17 protein-coding genes and 1 riboswitch are annotated in these 18,639 nt (G+C 62.9%); of the genes, 11 read left to right on the top strand and 6 right to left on the bottom strand.

Translation table 11 applies throughout. The annotated features are described in order from the left end of the window. Positions 1 to 32 precede the first annotated feature (32 nt). Genes ybeY through era form a run of 3 tightly spaced genes read left to right on the top strand, consistent with a single transcriptional unit; the run spans position 33 to position 2,843 of the window. Positions 33 to 575, top strand: a complete 543-nt coding sequence (gene ybeY / locus AC1Q61_RS08130; protein WP_003944525.1) for an rRNA maturation RNase YbeY — start codon at positions 33 to 35, stop codon at positions 573 to 575. 21 nt (positions 576 to 596) lie between these two features. Further along, a complete protein-coding gene (locus tag AC1Q61_RS08125; RefSeq protein WP_019749019.1) occupies positions 597 to 1,901 on the top strand; it encodes a hemolysin family protein in 1,305 nt (434 codons plus the stop codon). Between the two features lie 24 nt (positions 1,902 to 1,925). Beyond that, on the top strand, positions 1,926 to 2,843 hold the full coding sequence (gene era / locus AC1Q61_RS08120; protein ID WP_019749018.1) for a GTPase Era: 918 nt from the start codon (positions 1,926 to 1,928) through the stop codon (positions 2,841 to 2,843). A 49-nt stretch (positions 2,844 to 2,892) separates the two neighbouring features. On the opposite strand, the gene AC1Q61_RS08115 is transcribed toward era, so the two are convergent. Together AC1Q61_RS08115 and AC1Q61_RS08110 are read right to left on the bottom strand one after the other, a co-directional pair. Beyond that, positions 2,893 to 3,447, bottom strand: a complete 555-nt coding sequence (locus tag AC1Q61_RS08115; protein WP_019749017.1) for a TetR/AcrR family transcriptional regulator — start codon at positions 3,445 to 3,447, stop codon at positions 2,893 to 2,895. Positions 3,448 to 3,451: 4 nt separating this feature from the next. Next, entirely contained in the window at positions 3,452 to 4,870 is a 1,419-nt protein-coding gene (locus AC1Q61_RS08110; RefSeq protein ID WP_020908187.1) for an amidase, read from the bottom strand. 329 nt (positions 4,871 to 5,199) lie between these two features. On the opposite strand from AC1Q61_RS08110, the gene kdpF reads away from it, so the two are divergent. Genes kdpF through AC1Q61_RS08080 form a run of 6 tightly spaced genes read left to right on the top strand, consistent with a single transcriptional unit; the run spans position 5,200 to position 12,967 of the window. Continuing rightward, a complete protein-coding gene (gene kdpF, locus AC1Q61_RS08105) occupies positions 5,200 to 5,298 on the top strand; it encodes a K(+)-transporting ATPase subunit F (protein ID WP_007731078.1) in 99 nt (32 codons plus the stop codon). Beyond that, the gene (gene kdpA, locus AC1Q61_RS08100) at positions 5,298 to 6,983 is read left to right on the top strand and encodes a potassium-transporting ATPase subunit KdpA (RefSeq protein WP_113683712.1); all 1,686 of its coding nucleotides are present in this window, start codon (positions 5,298 to 5,300) and stop codon (positions 6,981 to 6,983) included. The genes kdpF and kdpA overlap by 1 nt, the downstream gene beginning before the upstream one ends. Continuing rightward, positions 6,980 to 9,085 carry a potassium-transporting ATPase subunit KdpB gene (kdpB, locus tag AC1Q61_RS08095; RefSeq protein WP_020969963.1) on the top strand — a complete coding sequence of 702 codons (2,106 nt, stop codon included), beginning with the start codon at positions 6,980 to 6,982 and terminating at the stop codon, positions 9,083 to 9,085. Before kdpA ends, kdpB begins: the two co-directional genes overlap by 4 nt. A gap of 6 nt (positions 9,086 to 9,091) precedes the next feature. Next, complete coding sequence (locus tag AC1Q61_RS08090; RefSeq protein ID WP_492650870.1) at positions 9,092 to 9,742, top strand: potassium-transporting ATPase subunit C; 651 nt, start codon at positions 9,092 to 9,094, stop codon at positions 9,740 to 9,742. 7 nt (positions 9,743 to 9,749) lie between these two features. Beyond that, positions 9,750 to 12,290: a sensor histidine kinase gene (locus tag AC1Q61_RS08085; protein ID WP_492650869.1), complete on the top strand. Its 2,541-nt coding sequence runs from the start codon at positions 9,750 to 9,752 to the stop codon at positions 12,288 to 12,290. Next, entirely contained in the window at positions 12,287 to 12,967 is a 681-nt protein-coding gene (locus tag AC1Q61_RS08080) for a response regulator (protein WP_003944545.1), read from the top strand. Before AC1Q61_RS08085 ends, AC1Q61_RS08080 begins: the two co-directional genes overlap by 4 nt. A 9-nt stretch (positions 12,968 to 12,976) precedes the next feature. Here the strand turns inward: AC1Q61_RS08080 and AC1Q61_RS08075 are convergent, their stop codons facing one another. Together AC1Q61_RS08075 and AC1Q61_RS08070 are read right to left on the bottom strand one after the other, a co-directional pair. Then, positions 12,977 to 13,957 carry a zinc-binding alcohol dehydrogenase family protein gene (locus tag AC1Q61_RS08075; RefSeq protein ID WP_042924097.1) on the bottom strand — a complete coding sequence of 327 codons (981 nt, stop codon included), beginning with the start codon at positions 13,955 to 13,957 and terminating at the stop codon, positions 12,977 to 12,979. Next, a complete protein-coding gene (locus AC1Q61_RS08070) occupies positions 13,954 to 14,415 on the bottom strand; it encodes a MarR family winged helix-turn-helix transcriptional regulator (RefSeq protein ID WP_007731082.1) in 462 nt (153 codons plus the stop codon). The genes AC1Q61_RS08075 and AC1Q61_RS08070 overlap by 4 nt, the downstream gene beginning before the upstream one ends. Before the next feature lie 121 nt (positions 14,416 to 14,536). Between AC1Q61_RS08070 and dinB the strand changes: the two genes are divergently transcribed. Further along, on the top strand, positions 14,537 to 15,835 hold the full coding sequence (dinB, locus tag AC1Q61_RS08065; RefSeq protein ID WP_492650868.1) for a DNA polymerase IV: 1,299 nt from the start codon (positions 14,537 to 14,539) through the stop codon (positions 15,833 to 15,835). Here the strand turns inward: dinB and AC1Q61_RS08060 are convergent. Both AC1Q61_RS08060 and AC1Q61_RS08055 read right to left on the bottom strand, forming a co-directional pair. Then, positions 15,832 to 17,112 (bottom strand): LLM class flavin-dependent oxidoreductase, encoded by a 1,281-nt coding sequence (locus AC1Q61_RS08060; protein ID WP_054187674.1) that lies wholly within the window; start codon positions 17,110 to 17,112, stop codon positions 15,832 to 15,834. The two genes, dinB and AC1Q61_RS08060, sit on opposite strands and share 4 nt — an antisense overlap. Beyond that, positions 17,112 to 17,876 (bottom strand): 3-oxoacyl-ACP reductase, encoded by a 765-nt coding sequence (locus AC1Q61_RS08055; protein WP_042924124.1) that lies wholly within the window; start codon positions 17,874 to 17,876, stop codon positions 17,112 to 17,114. The genes AC1Q61_RS08060 and AC1Q61_RS08055 overlap by 1 nt, the downstream gene beginning before the upstream one ends. Before the next feature lie 17 nt (positions 17,877 to 17,893). Continuing rightward, positions 17,894 to 17,987: riboswitch (TPP riboswitch) on the bottom strand. Between the two features lie 138 nt (positions 17,988 to 18,125). Between AC1Q61_RS08055 and AC1Q61_RS08050 the strand changes: the two genes are divergently transcribed. Next, positions 18,126 to 18,566, top strand: coding sequence for a DoxX family protein (locus tag AC1Q61_RS08050; protein ID WP_042924126.1), 441 nt, complete (start codon positions 18,126 to 18,128; stop codon positions 18,564 to 18,566). The last annotated feature ends 73 nt before the right edge of the window (positions 18,567 to 18,639 follow it).

Here is an 18,639-nt window from a genome sequence, read left to right as displayed (position 1 = left end):
ACCCCTACTTTTCCCAGGAAAGAGCGTCGCACATGAGCATCGAGGTCTCGAACGAATCGGGCATGGACATCTCCGAACCGGAGTTGATCAGCGTTGCCCGTTTCGTGATCGCTCGGATGGATGTCCATCCGGCGGCCGAGCTGTCGATGGTTCTCGTCGACTCCGCGACGATGGCGGATCTGCACGTTCGCTGGATGGACCTGCCGGGCCCGACCGACGTCATGTCGTTCCCGATGGACGAACTCGAGCCGGGTGGCCGTCCTGATTCCCCGGAGCCTGGACCGTCGATGCTCGGTGACATCGTGTTGTGTCCGTCTTTTGCCGCGGATCAGGCTGACAAGGCCGGGCATTCACTGGCTCACGAACTTGCCCTCCTGACCGTCCACGGTGTGTTGCACCTCCTCGGCTACGACCACGCGGAGCCGGAAGAGGAGAAGGAGATGTTCGGCTTGCAGAACAGCCTCCTCGAAGAGTGGTACGAAGACCTTCGCCGTATCGACCGCGAAGCAGCACTGGCCGAACGCGATCAGAAGCTGCTCGGTAAGACCGGTTTCGTCGACGGAGTGGACCGATAACAGTTATCCGGGGGTTCTGTAGTGAGTAGCGCCATAGCGCTCTTTGTTCTGGCGATTGCTCTTGTCCCGGTCGGTGGTGTCTTCGCGGCCGTCGACTCGGCGCTCAACACCATTTCGTCGGCGCGCATCGACGAGATGGCAAAGGAAGAGCGAGCCGGCGCCGCGCGCGTGCAGCGCATTCTGACCGATCGTCCGCGATACGTGAATCTGATGGTCCTGCTTCGCATTTTGTGCGAGATCACGGCCACCGTCGTACTAGTTGGCGGTCTGATCGACATCCTCTCGTTGGGCTGGGCGCTGACCGTCACCGCGGTGATCATGGTTCTCGTCTCGTACGTGGTCATCGGTGTCGGACCGAGAACGCTTGGGCGCCAACATGCGTACTCCATCGCGATGGCCGCGTCGTTGCCACTGCTGTGGATCGGTGTTCTGCTCGGGCCGATCAGTCGCGTCCTGATCCTCGTGGGTAACGCCTTGACCCCGGGTAAGGGCTTCCGCAACGGTCCGTTCGCTTCGGAAATCGAGTTGCGTGAACTCGTGGACATGGCGCAGGAACGCGGTGTCGTCGCCGACGAAGAACGCCGAATGATCCAGTCCGTCTTCGAACTCGGAGACACGTCGGCACGCGAGGTGATGGTGCCTCGCACCGACATGGTGTGGATCGAAAATGACAAGAATGCCGGACAGGCGACGTCGTTGGCCGTGCGCAGTGGTCACTCGCGCTTGCCGGTCATCGGGGAGAACGTCGACGACGTGCTCGGTGTCGTCTACCTCAAGGATCTGGTCAAGCAGACCTACCACCTGCCCGACGGCGGCCGGAACGTCAACGTCTGCGACGTCATGCGGCCGGCGGTCTTCGTTCCCGATTCGAAGCCACTCGACAGCTTGCTGGCCGAGATGCAGCGCGACCGCAATCACATGGCGATCCTTGTCGACGAGTACGGCGGAATCGCCGGGCTGGTCACGATCGAGGACGTCATCGAAGAGATCGTCGGTGAGATCGCCGACGAGTACGACGAGGACGAGACGCCGCCCATCGAGGATCTCGGTGACGGAATGTTCCGCGTATCCGCGAGACTTCCCATCGAAGACCTCGGCGAATTGTTCGATCTCGAACTCGAACTCGACGAGGTGGAGACCGTCGGCGGGCTGATCGGATACGTGCTCGGCCGAGTTCCGCTTCCTGGTTCCGAGGTGGAATACGACGGTTTGATCCTGCGCGGTGAGGGAACCAACACGGGCCGAGGTCGGGTACGCATCAGCACGGTGTTCGTGCAGCGTATCCCGCGGTCCGAAGACGAAGAGACAGAAGACACCGATGACTGAGCGAGTGTTCAGCGAGGAGCAGTTATGAGCAAGAACGAATTCCGGTCAGGCTTCGTGTGTTTCGTGGGTCGACCCAATACGGGTAAGTCCACGCTGACCAATGCGTTGGTCGGCAGCAAGATCGCGATCACGTCCTCGCGCCCGCAGACGACGCGCCATACGATTCGTGGCATCGTTCACCGCGAGCATGCGCAGCTGATCCTGGTGGACACCCCTGGACTGCACAAGCCGCGCACATTGCTCGGGCAGCGCCTCAACGACCTGGTTCGTGACACGTACTCCGAGGTCGACGTCATCTGCCTGTGCATCCCGGCCGACGAGGCCATCGGGCCCGGAGACCGCTGGATCGTGCAGCAGATCCGTCAGATGGCGCCCAAGACCAAGCTGGTCGGCATCGTCACCAAGATCGACAAGGTCAGCCGCGACGCCGTCGGAAAGCAGTTGCTCGCGCTGTCCACCTTGCTCGGTCCCGAATCCGAGGTCGTTCCGGTGTCCGCGAAGTCGGGCGAACAGGTCGAGATCCTGGTCGACGTCCTCGCCGGTCTGATGGACGAGGGCCCGGCCTTCTACCCGGACGGCGAATTGACGGACGAGCCCGAAGAGGTGCTCATGGCCGAACTCATCCGTGAGGCTGCGCTCGAGGGTCTCGGTGAGGAATTGCCGCACTCCCTGGCCGTGGTGATCGAGGAGGTCATCCCGCGCGAAGGACGCACCGAGAAGCAGGGCGAGATGCTGGACGTCCACGCGTTGCTCTACGTCGAGCGGCCCAGCCAGAAGGGCATCGTCATCGGTAAGGGCGGAGCGCGTCTGCGGGAAGTCGGTACCAGTGCGCGCCTGCAGATCGAGAAGCTGCTCGGTGTGCGGATCTTCCTGGAGTTGCACGTCAAGGTCGCCAAGGACTGGCAGCGCGACCCGAAGCAGCTCGGCCGGCTGGGCTTCTAGGGCCTCCGGCCCCGTGAGCGGTTAGGGAGTCCAGGGACTGCCTAACCACTCACAGGGGCCGTAGGACCCTGAGGATCGCCGCGCCGATGTCCTGCTCGTCGACGCCGGTGGCCAGGCGTCGGAGTTGGAGTCCAGTGATGACGGCAACGAGCGTCGATGCAATCGATTCGGGATCCGGTACGCCGAGTGCCGTCAGAATCGTGACGGTCAAATCGTCGTAGGCGGCAAAGCATTCGACCGCAACTTCGTGGAGTTCGTGGTCGCGGCCGGCGGCGATGTACATCTCGAACGGCGCGATTCGCTCGGCCGAGAACGAAAGATCTCGCGTCACCTTCTCAGCTATTGCCGCGGCATCCTCGACGCTGAGACCTTTGTCGCGGTACTCCTCGGCCAAGGCGCGCAGGCGCGTCGTCTCGTCTGTCACGAATCGAGACAGAGCAGCGCGAAGCATGTCCGACTGGCTCGCGAAGTGATACGTGATCGATCCGAGTGAGACGCCGGCCTGCGCGGCGATGCGCCGGTTGCTCACACCCGGGATGCCGTCGGTACCGACGACGTGCAGAACGGCGTCGAGTATTCGCTCGCGAACGTCCCGGTTACTCATCGGGTCACCACCACGGCTCGGGTCGGACCTGATCCCAACGCAGGACCGATTCCAATTGTGAAGCGAGGGAGACCAACAGAGGTTCGGTGTTCTCGTTGCCCATCAACTGCGCACCGATGGGCAGGCCGGCCTTGCTGAATCCGGCCGGCACGTTGACCGAGGGCCAGCCGAGGACGTTCCACGGCCACGCGTACGGGCAGGCGCCGGTCATGACCTTGTCAGTGTCCCAACCACCGATGCCGTCGATCGCGGTCGCCATGATCGGTGGAGTTGCCGTCGTGGGTGCCAGGACGACGTCGTAGGTGTCGAAGATCGCTCCGATCCGCTTTCGCATCCGCGGTTCGGCCGCGCGGGCCGCGCGCAGTGGCGCACCACGAAGTAGCTTGCCGTTCTGTGCATTTCCGCGTGTTCGGGCATCGACCAGTGTCGGGTCGGGAACGCGTCCGAGCCAGTCGTGGACCCCGACGAGTGAGCGGGGCAGAAAGTTCAGGCCGAAGATCAGGCCGTATGCGGGATCGTCGACGACGACGTGGTGTCCGAGTTCCCGCAGCGTGTCGGCGATCGAATGCACGGCCAGGCGCACTTCCGGGTCCAGCTTCACAGGAGTGGCGGTGAACGGATTACGAAGGGAAAGAGCGATTTTCAGCTTTCCGGGGTCGCGTCCCACCGCGTCGCTGACGGTGACCGGTGTCGGCTTGTGGAGATCGCCGTCGTGGTTGCCGGCAGCGACGTCGAGCAGCAGTGCCGCGTCGGCGACGGTGCGAGCGAGCGGGCCGTTGACCGTCAGGCCGTAGAAGGCTTCGGCGTCGGGCCAGGTGGAGATGCGCCCGCGCTGCGGTTTGATTCCGACGAGGTTGGTCCAGGCCGCGGGGATTCGGATGGAACCGGCTCCGTCGGAACCGATTCCGGCGCTGACCAATCCGGCAGCGACGGCCGCGGCGGTGCCGCCCGACGATCCGCCTGGAGTGTGGTGACGCGACCACGGATTGCGCGTGTAACCGAAGGCTGAACCGCTCGTGAGCGGCCACTGGCCCAGTTCCGGGCTGTTGGTCTTGCCTACGATCACTGCACCGGCGTCGCGGAGGCGTCGAACCATCTCCGAGTCCTCGGTCTTGGCCGGGAAATCGCCAGGGCAACCGAAGGCGGTGGGTTCGCCGGTGATGTCGACATCGTCCTTCACTGCGATCGGCACGCCGAGAAGAGGTAGGCGCTCGCCGAGTGCGAGACGCCTGTCGGACTCGGCAGCTTCTTCGAGTGCCTTCTCGCGCCGCACGATCTTGAACGCATTGAGGTGAGGCTGAGTGGCCTCGATCCGGCTCAGCGTTGCCTCCGTGGCCGCGACGGACGAGGTAGCACCCGAAGCCAGACTCGCAACCTGGTCGACAAGGCCGGGGGCGAGATCGTGGTCGGTTCGAGAAGTCATCAGGTTCCCTTCGCAAAACTGTTCGTTCGAACGAACAGTAACTTGTTTCAGTATTAGCGAACTTGGGTTCCGCGTCAAGATCGCGTCAAGACGCCAGGTCAGTGCGTAAGTGGATCGTCAGAGACACGGAATCGGCCTCTCTGGAGGTCGAAGCTGAGAGAGCGCATCCGGTCGAGGGCGACCGAGCGTCATGGCTGCGATGCACAGCAGCACGGCAAAAGATTTCGAAGAGGGAAGCTCATGGCCGATCTGGCCTACGTTGCTCTGATTCTCGGTGGTTTTCTCGTGTGCGCGCTGGTGCTGCGCGCCCTACAGGCGAGCGCTCCCAAATGACGGTTGCCGGTGTGGTCAGCGTGGTTCTGATCGCCGTCGCCGCGGCATTGGTCATTTATCTGCTCGTTGCACTCGTAGATCCTGAGAGGTTCTGATGTCGCCCGCTCTTGCAGCCGGCCTGCAGATCGCTTTTGTCCTCGCCGTTCTGGCAATTGCCTACGTTCCGGTGGGCGACTACATGGCACGCGTTTACTCGTCGACGCGGGATCTGCGGGTCGAGAGTGTGATCTACCGCGTCGGCCGGATCGACTCGCGGGCCGAGCAGACGTGGTACGGCTACGCCGCAAGCGTTCTCGGATTCTCGTTGGCGAGCGCATTGTTCTTGTACTTTCTCCAACGGATTCAGGGTGTACTACCGCTGAGTGACGGACTGTCCGGCGTCAGCCCTGCCGTTGCCTTCAACACCGCGATTTCCTTTGTGGCGAACACGAACTGGCAGTCGTACACGCCGGAAACGACGATGAGCAACTTCGTGCAGCCCGTCGGCCTGGCGGTGCAGAACTTCGTCTCTGCCGCAGTCGGGATGGCGGTGGCCATCGCATTGGTTCGTGGCTTCATTCGGGTTGCCCGGGGCGGCGAGATCGGCAACTTCTGGGTCGATCTGACGCGTGGTTCTCTGCGCATCCTCCTCCCGTTCTCCTTCGTGATCGCCCTGATCCTGTTGAGCCAGGGAGTGATTCAGTCGTTCCACAACGGTTTCGCCTCCACCGGCCTCGACGGCAATGCGGTGACCAATGCACTAGCTCCCGTCGCGTCCCAGGAAGCGATCAAGGAACTCGGCACGAACGGCGGCGGGATCTTGGCTGCCAACTCGGCGCACCCGTTCGAGAACCCCACCCCGCTGAGCAATATCGTCGAGATTCTGGCGATCCTGTTGATTCCGGTCTGCCTCACACGAACATTCGGAACTCTCGTCGGTGATCGTAGGCAAGGCCTCACCCTGCTCGCAGTGATGGGAATCCTGTGGAGCGGACTGCTCGCGGTGACGCTCGCTGCCGAATCCGGCGCACGCGGTGTTGCCGCCACAGCAGCTGGTTCGATGATGGAGGGCAAGGAAGTTCGCTTCGGAATCCCCGGATCGGCATTGTTCGCGGTGGCGACCACGGGAACGTCGACGGGTGCGGTGAACTCGGCCCACGACAGCATGTCGCCCCTCGGCGGCGGCGCGGTCCTGCTCAACATGTTGCTCGGCGAAATCGCGCCGGGCGGAGTCGGAACCGGCCTCTACGGGATTCTTGTGCTGGCGCTGATCGCAGTGTTCGTCGGCGGACTGTTGGTCGGTCGCACGCCCGAATACCTCGGCAAGAAGTTGGGTCGACGCGAGATAACCCTTGCAGCGCTGTCGATCCTGGTCATGCCCGCACTGGTCCTGATCGGTACCGCCATCACCGTGATCCTTGGTTCGACCACCGGTTATCAAGGCAACGGGGGAGATCCGGGCACGCCGGGATCGATCCACGGGTTCAGCGAGGTGCTCTACGCTTTCGCTTCCGCCTCGAACAACAACGGCAGCGCGTTCGGCGGTCTGACCGTCACCAGCGACTGGTTCCAGTCGTCTCTCGGAATCTGCATGCTTCTGGGCCGATTCCTGCCCATCATCTTCGTTCTCGCTCTGGCCGGTGCGCTGGCCTCTCAGAAGAAGGTGGCGCCGACGGCCGGCACCCTCCCCACATCCGGTCCGATGTTCACCGGCCTGTTGACCGGAACCGTCGTTCTTGTTGCTGCACTTACATTCTTCCCGGCCCTCGCGCTGGGCCCGCTAGCGGAGGCTCTTCAATGACCGTGCGTATCAGTGAGAAACCCGTGGTAGCGCAAGACGCTGCCGACAAGGTTGATCCAGGGCAGTCCCGTCAAGTACACGCAGGCGTATTCAACCCGCGGCAGATGATCACCGCGTTGCCGGGGGCCGTACGCAAACTCGATCCACGCCACTTGGCGCGTAACCCGGTCATGTTCGTGGTGTTCGTCGGTTCCGTCATCACCACCGTCATGGCGATCGCCGATCCCTCGGTGTTCTCATGGGTGATCACCCTGTGGCTCTGGTTCACGGTGATCTTCGCGAACCTCGCCGAATCCGTGGCCGAAGGGCGAGGCAAGGCTCAGGCGGCCAGCCTGCGCAAGGTCAAGCAGGACACCACAGCACATCGGATCACGATGAGCGGCGCGATCGAATCGGTTTCCGGCACCGAACTGGTGGTCGGCGACCGGGTGATCGTGGTTGCCGGCGAGGTCATCCCCGGCGACGGCGACGTGGTCGAAGGTATTGCCTCCGTGGACGAATCAGCGATCACCGGTGAATCCGCCCCGGTAGTCCGTGAATCCGGTGGCGACCGCTGCGCCGTCACCGGTGGTACGACGGTTCTCTCCGACCGGATCGTCGTGGAAATCACCGCAGCACCGGGCAGTTCGTTCGTGGACCGGATGATCGCGCTCGTCGAAGGCGCCTCGCGTCAGAAGACACCCAACGAGATTGCGCTCAACATCCTGCTCGCGTCGTTGACGGTCATCTTCCTCCTCGCCGTCGTAGCCATCGGCCCGATGGGCTTGTACGCGGGGCACGAGCAGGATCCGATCAAGCTGATCGCACTCCTCGTCTGCCTGATCCCGACGACCATCGGAGCGCTGCTCTCGGCAATCGGTATCGCGGGCATGGACCGCCTCGTCCAGCGCAACGTTCTCGCGATGTCGGGGCGTGCCGTGGAAGCTGCGGGCGACATCGACACCCTGTTGATGGACAAGACCGGAACCATCACCTTCGGCAACCGCCGGGCGACCGCGCTCCACCCGGCACCCGGCGTATCCGCCGACGATCTTGCTGCGGCAGCGCGCTTGTCGAGCCTGGCTGACGGAACTCCCGAGGGACGGAGCATCGTCGAGTTGTGCGCAGCAGAGTTCTCTCTCGCGGCCGAACCGACGCTCGACGAGGAACGCGCCGAGTTCGTTCCCTTCACGGCACAAACGCGGATGAGCGGACTCGACCACTCCGGACGCCAAATCCGAAAGGGTGCAGCAGATGCGGTGATGAACTGGGTCGTCAGTGGCGGTGGACATGCAGAGACCGCGGTGACCGATACCGTGAACGACATCGCCCAAGCCGGCGGAACACCACTGGTAGTTGCCGTCAAGCACGGTGAGAGCACCTCGATCCTCGGCGTGATCGCGTTGTCCGACGTCGTCAAGCCGGGAATGGCTGACAGGTTCGCCGAACTCCGGGCGATGGGTATTCGCACGATCATGATCACCGGCGACAATCCGTTGACCGCGAAGGCGATTGCCGATGAGGCGGGCGTCGACGACTTCATGGCGGAGGCCACCCCGGAAGACAAACTGGCCCTGATCCGGAAGGAGCAGGAAGGCGGACGTCTCGTCGCGATGACCGGTGACGGGACCAATGATGCGCCCGCCCTTGCTCAGGCGGATGTCGGGGTCGCGATGAACACGGGAACCTCGGCAGCCAAAGAGGCCGGGAACATGGTCGATCTCGATTCCGATCCCACCAAGTTGATCGAGGTAGTGGAAATCGGCAAGCAATTGCTGATCACCCGTGGCGCCTTGACCACATTCTCGTTGGCGAACGACCTGGCGAAGTACTTCGCAATCCTGCCGGCGTTGTTCAGCGGCATCTACCCGCAGCTGGACGCGTTGAACATCATGCGGCTCGCCACCCCCGAATCGGCGATCGTCTCGGCCGTGATCTTCAACGCCTTGGTGATCATCGGGTTGATTCCGTTGGCACTCAAGGGTGTTCGATACCGACCGTCGACAGCATCGCAGTTGCTCGGACGTAACCTGCTCGTCTACGGTCTCGGCGGTGTGATCACACCGTTCGTCGGTATCTGGTTGATCGATCTCGTCGTGCGTTTGATTCCTGGAATTGGGTGACCTGACATGCGTTTCACTATCGGTTTTGCCAAACAGGTATGGGCGGGTTTGCTCGTATTACTTGCACTCACGGTCGTTCTCGGTGTGAGCTATCCCGCCGCGGTGTGGGGGGTCAGCCGGATCAGCTCCGGATCTGCCGAAGGCTCACCGGTCACTGATGCCGCCGGTTGCGTGGTCGGCAGTGCCTGGGTGGGTGTTGATCCGCAGGTTGCCGAAGGGCAGCAGGACCCGTTCTTCCACAACCGCGTTGTCGGATCCGTTTCGGACGAGGATCCTTTTGCCACCGGTGATCCCGCTGCGGCACTGCCGTCCAACCAGGGGCCGAGCAGCGAGATTCTGGCCGGATTCATCATCGAGCGCCGGGCAGCCATCGCGGCACGTGAGGGCGTCGACCCGGCATCGGTTCCCGTCGACGCAGTCACCGGTTCGGGCTCGGGTATCGATCCCCACATCAGTCCGGCGTACGCCGAGCTGCAGGTCGCGAGGGTGGCGGCGAACAACGGCATCTCGGAAGACCAGGTGCGGGACTTGGTGGCTGAGCACACCGACGGTCGGCAACTCGGATTTCTCGGAGCCGAGCGAGTCAACGTCCTGGAATTGAACCTGGCACTCGGATTGACGGCACCTACGTGTGCTGCGCCGACGACTGGTGGATGATTGTCACGTGAGTTCTTCGGAGAAGGTCGGTCAATCTTTCGGTAGGGCACGCAAACGTGGTGAATTGCGTATCTACCTCGGCGCTGCCCCCGGCGTCGGAAAGACCTTCGCGATGCTCGGTGAGGCTCATCGGCGTCGAGATCGTGGCTGTGACGTGGTCGCGGCCGTTGTGGAGACACACGGCCGCGCCCGCACGGCGGCGCAGATCGGTGACCTCGAGATCATTCCGCCGAAGCTGGTGGACTATCGCGGAACACGGATGCCGGAACTGGACGTCGAGGCCGTGTTGGCTCGGCGGCCGGCCCTTGTCCTCGTGGACGAGTTGGCACACACCAACACGCCGGGGAGTGAGAATCACAAGCGCTGGCAGGACGTACAGGAACTGCTCGAAGCCGGGATCGACGTCCTGTCCACGGTCAACGTGCAACACCTCGAAAGCCTCAACGACGTTGTCGCGCACATCACCGGCGTGGTTCAGCAGGAGACGGTTCCGGACGCGATAGTGCGTAGTGCGGCGCAGGTCGAGCTGGTCGACATCACTCCGGAGGCGCTGCGCCGCAGACTTTCTCACGGCAACGTGTATTCGCCGGAGCGTGTCGATGCGGCATTGGGTAACTACTTCAGACGCGGAAACCTCACGGCGCTACGCGAACTGGCTCTGCTGTGGGTGGCCGATCAGGTGGACGCCGCCCTGGCGAAGTACCGGGCCGAGAACAAGATCACCGATACCTGGGAGGCGCGCGAGCGTGTCGTCGTTGCCGTGACCGGGGGACCGGAGTCGGAAACGCTGGTACGACGCGCATCCCGTATCGCGTCGAAATCGAGTGCCGAACTGATGGTGGTCCACGTCGTACGCGGTGACGGACTTACCGGAGTCTCGGCCCCGGAGATGGGCAAGGTGCGCGCGTTGGCCGTCGGGGTCGGCGCCACGCTTCACACCGTTGTCGGTGACGACGTACCGTCGACGCTTCTCGAATTCGCCCGCGAGGAGAACGCCACACAGTTGGTTCTGGGAACGTCTCGACGTTCTCGGCTGGCGCGCATCCTCGACGAGGGGATCGGCGCCGCGGTGGTTCAGCAGTCCGGTGGTATCGACGTTCACATGGTCACGCACGAGGAAGCGACGGCGCGACGACGCATTTCGGTGCTGGGGCGCTCGGAGCGCCGGGTCCTGTCGTGGATTGCGGCGATCGTCGTGCCTTCGCTCGCGGCCGCGATCATGGGTCTCGTCGACCGAATCTCCGGGGTCAACGGCGAGAACGCGCTGTTCTTCGTCGTGGTCGTTCTGGTCGCCCTCCTCGGCGGCGTCGGCCCGGCGATATTGTCGGCCCTGATCTCGGGACTGCTGCTCAATTACTTCTTCACCGATCCGCGGTACAGCTTCACCATCGCCGAACCTGACAACTTCATCACCACTGTCGTGCTGTTGATCGTGGCTGTGGCAGTTGCCGTTCTGGTCGACGCCGCAGCAAAGCGCGCCCGCGAGGCGAAGCGCGCATCCGAGGAAGCCGAACTGCTCACACTGTTCGCGGGATCAGTTCTCCGCGGAGCGGATCTGTCGACACTTCTGGCGAAGGCACTCGAAATCTATCGCCAGCGAGGGGTTTCCGTCATTCATCACGACGACGGAGTCATCGCCGCCGTGGGTACGCAGCCGCCGACCACGGACGACGAAGCGGATACGGTCTGTGAGGTCAACGACGGGGAATACGCGCTGTTGTTGGCTGGGCCCGACCTGAGTGCGCGGGATCGACGAGTGCTGACGGTGGTGGCTCACCAAGCAGTTGGGATGATCCGCCAGGAGAAACTGACAGTCGAGGCGAGCAAGGCTGCCGCGCTCACCGAGGCTGATCAACTGCGTCGAGCCCTGCTGTCAGCGGTAAGCCATGACCTGCGAACGCCTCTCGCCGGAGTGAAGGCGGCGGTGTCGAGTCTGCGCAGCGACGACATCGAGTTCTCGCCCGAAGACACCGCTGAATTGTTGGCAACCATCGAGGAGTCGGCGGATCAGTTGACGGCGCTGGTCGGGAACTTGCTCGACTCGTCCCGACTTGCCGCCGGGGTGGTGAAACCCACGCTGCGGCCGGTGTATCTGGACGAGGTGGTTCACCGCGCGTTGCTGGGCCTCGGCATCGGTGGACGCTCGGATTCGCGGGCTCGAAGTGTAGTCGTCGACGTGGGTACCGTTGCAGTGCAGGCAGATCAAGGTCTGCTCGAGCGGGTGATTGCGAACATCGTCGACAACGCTCTGCGCTACGGGGGAGAAACCCCGGTGCGCGTCGGGGCGGCGCAACTCGGTGATCGTGTGGTGATCAGTGTTGCCGATACGGGCCCGGGTGTTCCGCGAGGTGAGGCCGAAACGATGTTCCAGCCGTTCCAACGGATGGGAGATCGCGACAACACCGGCGGAGTGGGCCTCGGACTTTCCGTGGTGCGCGGATTTGTCGATGCGATGGGCGGAACTGTCAGCGCCACAGACACACCTGGTGGGGGATTGACGATGATCGTGGAGTTGGCTGCGGCCGGTACGAATGGGAATGGATCATGAGTCGAATCCTGGTAGTGGACGACGAACCGCAGATTCTGCGAGCTCTGCGTATCAATCTTTCGGTGCGCGGGTACGAGGTGGTGACCGCGTCGACGGGCGCCGGTGCCTTGCGGGCTGCTGCCGAGCGTCCACCGGACGTCGTGGTACTCGATCTCGGACTGCCCGACATGGACGGCACCGAAGTGCTTGCCGGCCTGCGTGGCTGGTGCACGGCGCCGGTCATCGTGCTGTCGGCGCGCACGGATTCCGCGGACAAGGTCGAGGCTCTCGACGCCGGTGCGGACGACTACGTCACCAAGCCCTTCGGGATGGACGAGTTTCTGGCCCGCGTGCGCGCTGCGGCGAGGCGGGGAACCTCCGCGGCGGACACTTCGGAACCGTCGGTCGAGACCGCGTCCTTCACGGTGGACTTGGCTGCGAAAACAGTGAGTCGGCGCGGTGAACAGGTGCACCTGACTCCGACCGAGTGGGGCATGCTCGAGATGCTTGTGCGCAACCGCGGAAAGCTGGTCGGGCAGAAGGAGTTGCTTCGGGAAGTGTGGGGACCGGCGTACGACACCGAGACCCACTATCTACGTGTCTACCTGGCTCAACTTCGTCGGAAGCTCGAGGATGACCCGGCGAACCCCAAGCATCTGATCACCGAGGCAGGAATGGGTTATCGATTCGTGGTGTGAGAAGCCAGGTCAGAGCACAACTACCAATTTGCCACGTGCCGTACCGGCTTCCATCTTGGCATGTGCTCGCGCGATGTCCTCGAACGCGAACACCTCGTCGATCGGTACCACCGCCTCGCCTGACGCCACAGCGGAGAGGAAGTCTTGCAGTACGCCGGCAGGCAGGTCGGACGCGTCCCCACCGTACGAGGTCAATCGCACTCCGCGTGGAATGTAGTCGATCGGATAAAAGTCTTTGACTGTCCACTCGTTGGACAGCATTCCCGTGAAACACACGGTGCCGTGAACGCGGGTCGCGCGCAACGTGTCGGGAAGTGTTGGTGTTCCGACCAATTCGAGGGCCAGATCAACACCGCCCGGGAGGATGTCTCGAACCTGGCCGGCCACAGCACCGTCGTCGACGATAACGTGGTCAACCCCGATCGCGGTCAACGACGACGCTTTGTTCGCATCTCGGGTGGTCGCAAGGACAGTGAGTCCCCACTGCTTCGCCAGGACTGCGGTTGCCATGCCGACCGAGGAGGTTCCTCCCCGGATCAACAGGGATTGACCGGATTTCGCGTCCAGTCCTACCGTCAGCGAGCCGTAGGACGTCTGCAGCATCTCGGGAACAGCTCCCACTGTCGACCAGTCCAGTTCGCTCGAGAAGGGAACGACCTGACTGACGGGAACGCACGTGTACTCGGCATAACCGCCGTCGAACGTCCTCCCCATCCCACCCATCATGGCGGCGACTTGCCGGCCTTCGGTGAGCTCCCCGCCGGGGCAGTTCACCACTTCGCCGACGGCCTCGATGCCCAGCACCCTCGGGAATGTCACGCCTTCGGCGAGGCCGAGGCGGGTGTGAAGTTCGGATCGATTGAGGCCGAAAGCCTTCACCCGGACCAGTACCCAGCCCGCAATCGGCACGGGTATCGGAATCACTTTGATAGTCAATGCTTCTGGCGGGCCGGGGGCGTCGAGCACGATTGCGCGCATTGTGTCGGTCATGCTTTTTCCTTCGTGGTCGGTGTCAGGTTTCGATTGGCTTCACGCAGCGTGGCCAGTGTGGCGCCGAATCGATCGAGAGCGTCGGGCGTCAGCACGGAACCGAGACGGCGCTCCAATTCGCCGTCGAACGTTGCCTTCGCCCGCCGCAACAGCTCATTGCCCTCGGGAGTCAACTCGATGAGTGAGGATCGTTTGTCGGTGGGATTGGATTTTCGACGGCAGTGTCCAGCCGCTTCGATTCGATCCACCAGCTTGCTCGTGCCACCGACGGTGATCGCGAGGGCCTCGGCGATGTCGAAGACCCGACAGGAGCCGAGCCTGTCGATGATCTGCATCGGCTCGAATCGACTCAGTGGCAGGTCGTGCTCGATTCGGAGTCGCTGGTCGACGGCCGTCCACAGTTCGGTTTCGAAGCGGACGAGGTTGTCGAAGTGCCTGCTCAGGGCTGATCTGGTCACGAGCAGACTCCGAACCGATATGCATTCCGTGGAATCATTTTCTCACCGTACGCCCGATTCGTGATTAATTCCATGGAATCTATTTGCGGCCTTTCATTGTGTCGGTGGCGCATGGGAACATATGTTCGTGTCGCATGAACCGCTGGATCAAGAAACGCCAGGTAATCACCCTGGCGGTGCTCGTTCCGGCGGTAATCATTCTGGCGGTAGTCGGTCCACAGGTGACGCAACAATCCTGCATGCGGACCTCGATTCGTTCTACGCATCAGTCGAGCAACGCGACGACCCGACTCTGGCCGGCAGGCCGGTCATCGTCGGTGGTGGGGTGGTCTTGGCGGCAAGCTACGAGGCCAAGGCGTTCGGGGTTCGCACAGCCATGAGCGGTGGTCAGGCCCGATCACTGTGTCCTCAGGCGATAGTCGTCCCTCCGCGAATGTCGGCGTACTCGCAGGCGAGCAAAGACGTGTTCGACGTCTTTCACGACACGTCGCCGCTGGTCGAAGGAATCTCCATAGACGAGGCCTTTCTCGAGGTCGGCGGGCTCGCCAAGATCGTGGGAAACCCGCTGCAGATCGGAGCCAACCTCAGACGCGATGTGGCCGAGCAGGTCGGACTACCGATCACGGTCGGAATCGCACGCACCAAGTTCCTGGCCAAGGTCGCCAGTGCATTCGCGAAACCCGACGGATTGCTGCGAGTGCCGCCGGAGGGCGAGACCGAGTTCCTGCATCCCTTGCCGGTCGAGAAGCTGTGGGGCGTCGGCAAGATCACGGCCCAGAAGCTGCGAAACTTCGACATCGTGACGGTGGGTGACATCGCTCGGCACGACGAATCCTCGATCGTCTCGATTCTCGGGGGCGGCGCCGGTCGCCATCTCTACGCACTCTCACACAATCGAGATCCGCGCCCCGTCCGCGCCTATCGTGGCCGCAGTTCGATGGGTGCTCAGAATGCGCTGGGTCGCGGATCCCATCCCCGCGCAGAACTCGATGCGTCGTTGATGTCCCTTGTCGACCGTGTCAGTCGACGCATGCGTTCGGCGCAGCGGACGGGGCGCACGGTCACGCTCCGGCTCCGCTTCGCGGATTTCACGCGGGCAACTCGATCTCACACGCTGCGCCGGTCCACCGCCGACACAGCGGAATTGCTGAGCGCCTCGATGGTGCTGCTGGACGAAGCGATACCGATGATCGCGGACAAGGGCATCACGTTGATCGGTGTCGCTGTCTCCAACCTGGATCGGGACGGCGCCGAACAACTCGAATTGCCCTTCGACGGTCCAGGATTCGCGGGTCCGGACACTGCCGCCCTCGACTCGGCAATGGACAGTGTCCGGAAGAAGTTCGGCTCCGCGGCCCTCACGAGGGGAGTGCTCCTGGGACGCGATCCGGACCTGTCGGTGCCGCTACTGCCGGACTAGGTGAGGTTTTCTCGCAGAGTCGCTCCCTCGTATTCGCGACGGAACAACCCACGCGCCTGCAGCACCGGAATCACGTGATCGACAAAATCTTCCAGACCCTGCGGATAGGTCGGCGGCATCAGATTGAAACCGTCGGCACCGCGGCCGTTCAACCAGGATCCCATCTCGTCGGCAATCGACTCCGGTGTTCCGATCATCGTTGCGTGACCACCACCCGCAGCCAGCGTCCCGAGGAGTTCCCGCACAGTCGGTGCGTCCTTCTCGACGATCCGCAAAATAGTGGCGTAGCGTCCCTGCGGCCCTGTGAACGCTTCGAGTGGAGGCAACGGGGGCACGGGCCCGTCGAGATCCCAGTTCTCGCAATCCTGTCCGGTGAACAACGAGAGTTGGCGTATCGACTGTTCGGTGGGCAGCAGGAGATCGAGTTCGGCCTTCTTCGCCCTGGCCTCGGCGACGGTGCTGCCGACGTAGGTGACCAGTCCCGGCATCACGGCGACAGAGTTCGAATCCCGGCCGGCTCGCTCGATTCTCGATTTCACGTCCGCGTAGTAGGTCTGTGCGCTGGGTAAGTCGTAGGCAACCGAATAGATTGCCTCGGCGCGACGCGCCGCCAGATCGCGGCCCTGCTCGGACGCCCCGGCTTGGAACAAGACCGGCCGGCCTTGCGGGGAGTGCGGAACCGTCAACGGCCCGTCCACCCGAAAATGTTTGCCGTCGTGATTGATTCGAGAAATCCTGTTTGCGTCGGCAAAACGCCCCGACCGGTCGAGAATCAGCGCGTCTTCCGACCATGAATCCCACAATGCGAGGGCCACTTCGACAAATTCGTCGGCTCGTTCGTATCGGGATGCATGATCGGGCATCGCCTCGAGTCCGTGGTTGCGCGCCTCCTGGTCGAACATCGAGGTCACGACGTTCCAGCCGGCCCGTCCGCCGCTGATGTGATCGAGCGAGGCCAACAGTCGCGCCGCGTGAAACGGCGTGTAGAAAGTGGTGGAAATGGTGGTCACCAGGCCGATGTCCGCTGTCGCTCGTGCCATGGCAGTCAATGCGGTGATCGGCTCGAGAAACCACGACGCACCCGACTCCGGTTCGCGAACACTGTGACCGTCAGCGAAGAAGACGGCGTCCAGCTTTCCGCGTTCGGCGATCTGGGCGAGCGACTCGTAATACGTGATGTCGCCGAGACTTTCGACCGGTGAGTCGCGATGACGCCATGCCGCACTGTGATGTCCGCACCCGAGCAGGAACGCACCTATCCGTAATTGCGCGCCCATCAGTTCTTGACGAGTCCGCCGTCGACAACCAGGTTCTGACCGGTCACGGCCCGTGACCATGGTGAGGCGAAAAAGAGTGCAGCGTCGGCAAATTCGTCCGGCGTGGTGACTCGGCGCAGGGGAGTGCTTGCAGCGATCATGTCGAAGACGGCTTCGGGTGTTGCGGCGCTCGCATCGGTGGTGCGGAGCAAGCCGCCCGAGACCATGTTGACTGTGATCCCGTCCGGACCGAGGTCGGCGGACAGCGTCCGTGTCAGTGCCAACAGTGCGGCCTTGGCAGCGGTGTAGTCGTGGTACGGAACTACCGGATTCTGGACCAGATTGGTTCCGACAGTGATGATTCGGCCGAAGCCGAGTTCGCGCATGCCTGGTAGCGCTGCCTGGGTGGTATTGAGTGTTCCGGCAACAGCTCCGCGTAGTTGAGAGTCGAAGTCGGCCCAGGTGATCGTGTCCGCGTTCGGCCGTGCATCGCCGTTGAACGAGAAGTCGACCAGTGCATTGTCGACCACGGTCGAGATCGGTGCGTCGAATCTCTCGCGTGCAGCGGAGAACAACTGGTCGACGGAACTGCGGTCCGTCACGTCCGCCTGGACTGCGAAGGTGCGATCCTCACCCAGTTCGGCGACCAGGGCCTCGGCGGCATCGTGGCTCTTGTTGTAGTTCACGATTACGCGGGCGCCCGAGCGGGAGAATGCTCGGCTCAGTGCGGCGCCGAGCCCGCGGGCGCCACCGGTGATCAGAACGATCTGCTCGTCGAGGTTCAATGCGCGCTGAAATTGCTGTTCGGTCACGTCGACATCCCTCCGCCAGTGCTAACTGGTCAGGTTCATCGGGTCTGATCTCAGCCGACTTTTTCGGCACCCCGTGTCACCGTCCATCAGACCACGTGAGGTGAATCGTCCTGAACGCCGGGTGCGTTGTAACGGCCGGCGCGATGAGTTTTCGATCGCTCGGGAGTCGTAATTGCAAGCGAAGTGGCAACCGGCCGCTCGCCTTCGCCCCAGGAGATTCCGATGACCACCCAGCCCGTCCACAACGAAACTGTTTCCGGTAACGCCACGACGACGACACCTTCGGCCACGGCTCGCAAGCTCGGACACGTCCTGAGTGGGCTGTTCGTCGTTTTCATGCTCTTCGACGGCATCATCCACATTCTCAACCTTCAGACAGTCAAGGATGCGTCGGCTGAACTTGGGTTGCCGGACTCGCTGGCATTGACGGCTGGGGTGGTGCAACTGATCTGCCTTGCGCTGTACGTGATTCCGCGAACGTCGATACTCGGCGCGATTCTGCTCACCGGTTACCTGGGGGGAGCGGTGTTGACCAACCTTCGAGCTGAACAGCCTCTGCTGAGCACGACCCTGTTTGCCGTCTACACCGGAATCGTCATGTGGGCGGGACTGTATCTCCGGGACGTGAAGGTTCGCGAGATCATCCCGCTGCGTCGGGCATGAAATAGGCCCCCGAGGGGGTTGCGTGGGACGCGGTGTCCCATTATGTTTGACCTCATTCAAGTCCGTCGACTGC

The organism is Rhodococcus sp. MPR-R1B (assembly GCF_058793255.1).
This window is presented reverse-complemented; position numbering and strand designations above follow the sequence as displayed.

Coding starts and splice junctions, on each gene's coding strand:
- AC1Q61_RS08115 (WP_019749017.1), bottom strand. CDS start 3,447: ATGAGTAACCGGGACGTTCGCGAGCGAATACTCGACGCCGTTCTGCAC.
- AC1Q61_RS08090 (WP_492650870.1), top strand. CDS start 9,092: ATGCGTTTCACTATCGGTTTTGCCAAACAGGTATGGGCGGGTTTGCTC.
- AC1Q61_RS08110 (WP_020908187.1), bottom strand. CDS start 4,870: ATGACTTCTCGAACCGACCACGATCTCGCCCCCGGCCTTGTCGACCAG.
- AC1Q61_RS08060 (WP_054187674.1), bottom strand. CDS start 17,112: ATGGGCGCGCAATTACGGATAGGTGCGTTCCTGCTCGGGTGCGGACAT.
- dinB (WP_492650868.1), top strand. CDS start 14,537: ATGTTCGTGTCGCATGAACCGCTGGATCAAGAAACGCCAGGTAATCAC.
- ybeY (WP_003944525.1), top strand. CDS start 33: ATGAGCATCGAGGTCTCGAACGAATCGGGCATGGACATCTCCGAACCG.
- AC1Q61_RS08075 (WP_042924097.1), bottom strand. CDS start 13,957: ATGACCGACACAATGCGCGCAATCGTGCTCGACGCCCCCGGCCCGCCA.
- kdpF (WP_007731078.1), top strand. CDS start 5,200: ATGACGGTTGCCGGTGTGGTCAGCGTGGTTCTGATCGCCGTCGCCGCG.
- AC1Q61_RS08080 (WP_003944545.1), top strand. CDS start 12,287: ATGAGTCGAATCCTGGTAGTGGACGACGAACCGCAGATTCTGCGAGCT.
- kdpA (WP_113683712.1), top strand. CDS start 5,298: ATGTCGCCCGCTCTTGCAGCCGGCCTGCAGATCGCTTTTGTCCTCGCC.
- kdpB (WP_020969963.1), top strand. CDS start 6,980: ATGACCGTGCGTATCAGTGAGAAACCCGTGGTAGCGCAAGACGCTGCC.
- AC1Q61_RS08050 (WP_042924126.1), top strand. CDS start 18,126: ATGACCACCCAGCCCGTCCACAACGAAACTGTTTCCGGTAACGCCACG.
- era (WP_019749018.1), top strand. CDS start 1,926: ATGAGCAAGAACGAATTCCGGTCAGGCTTCGTGTGTTTCGTGGGTCGA.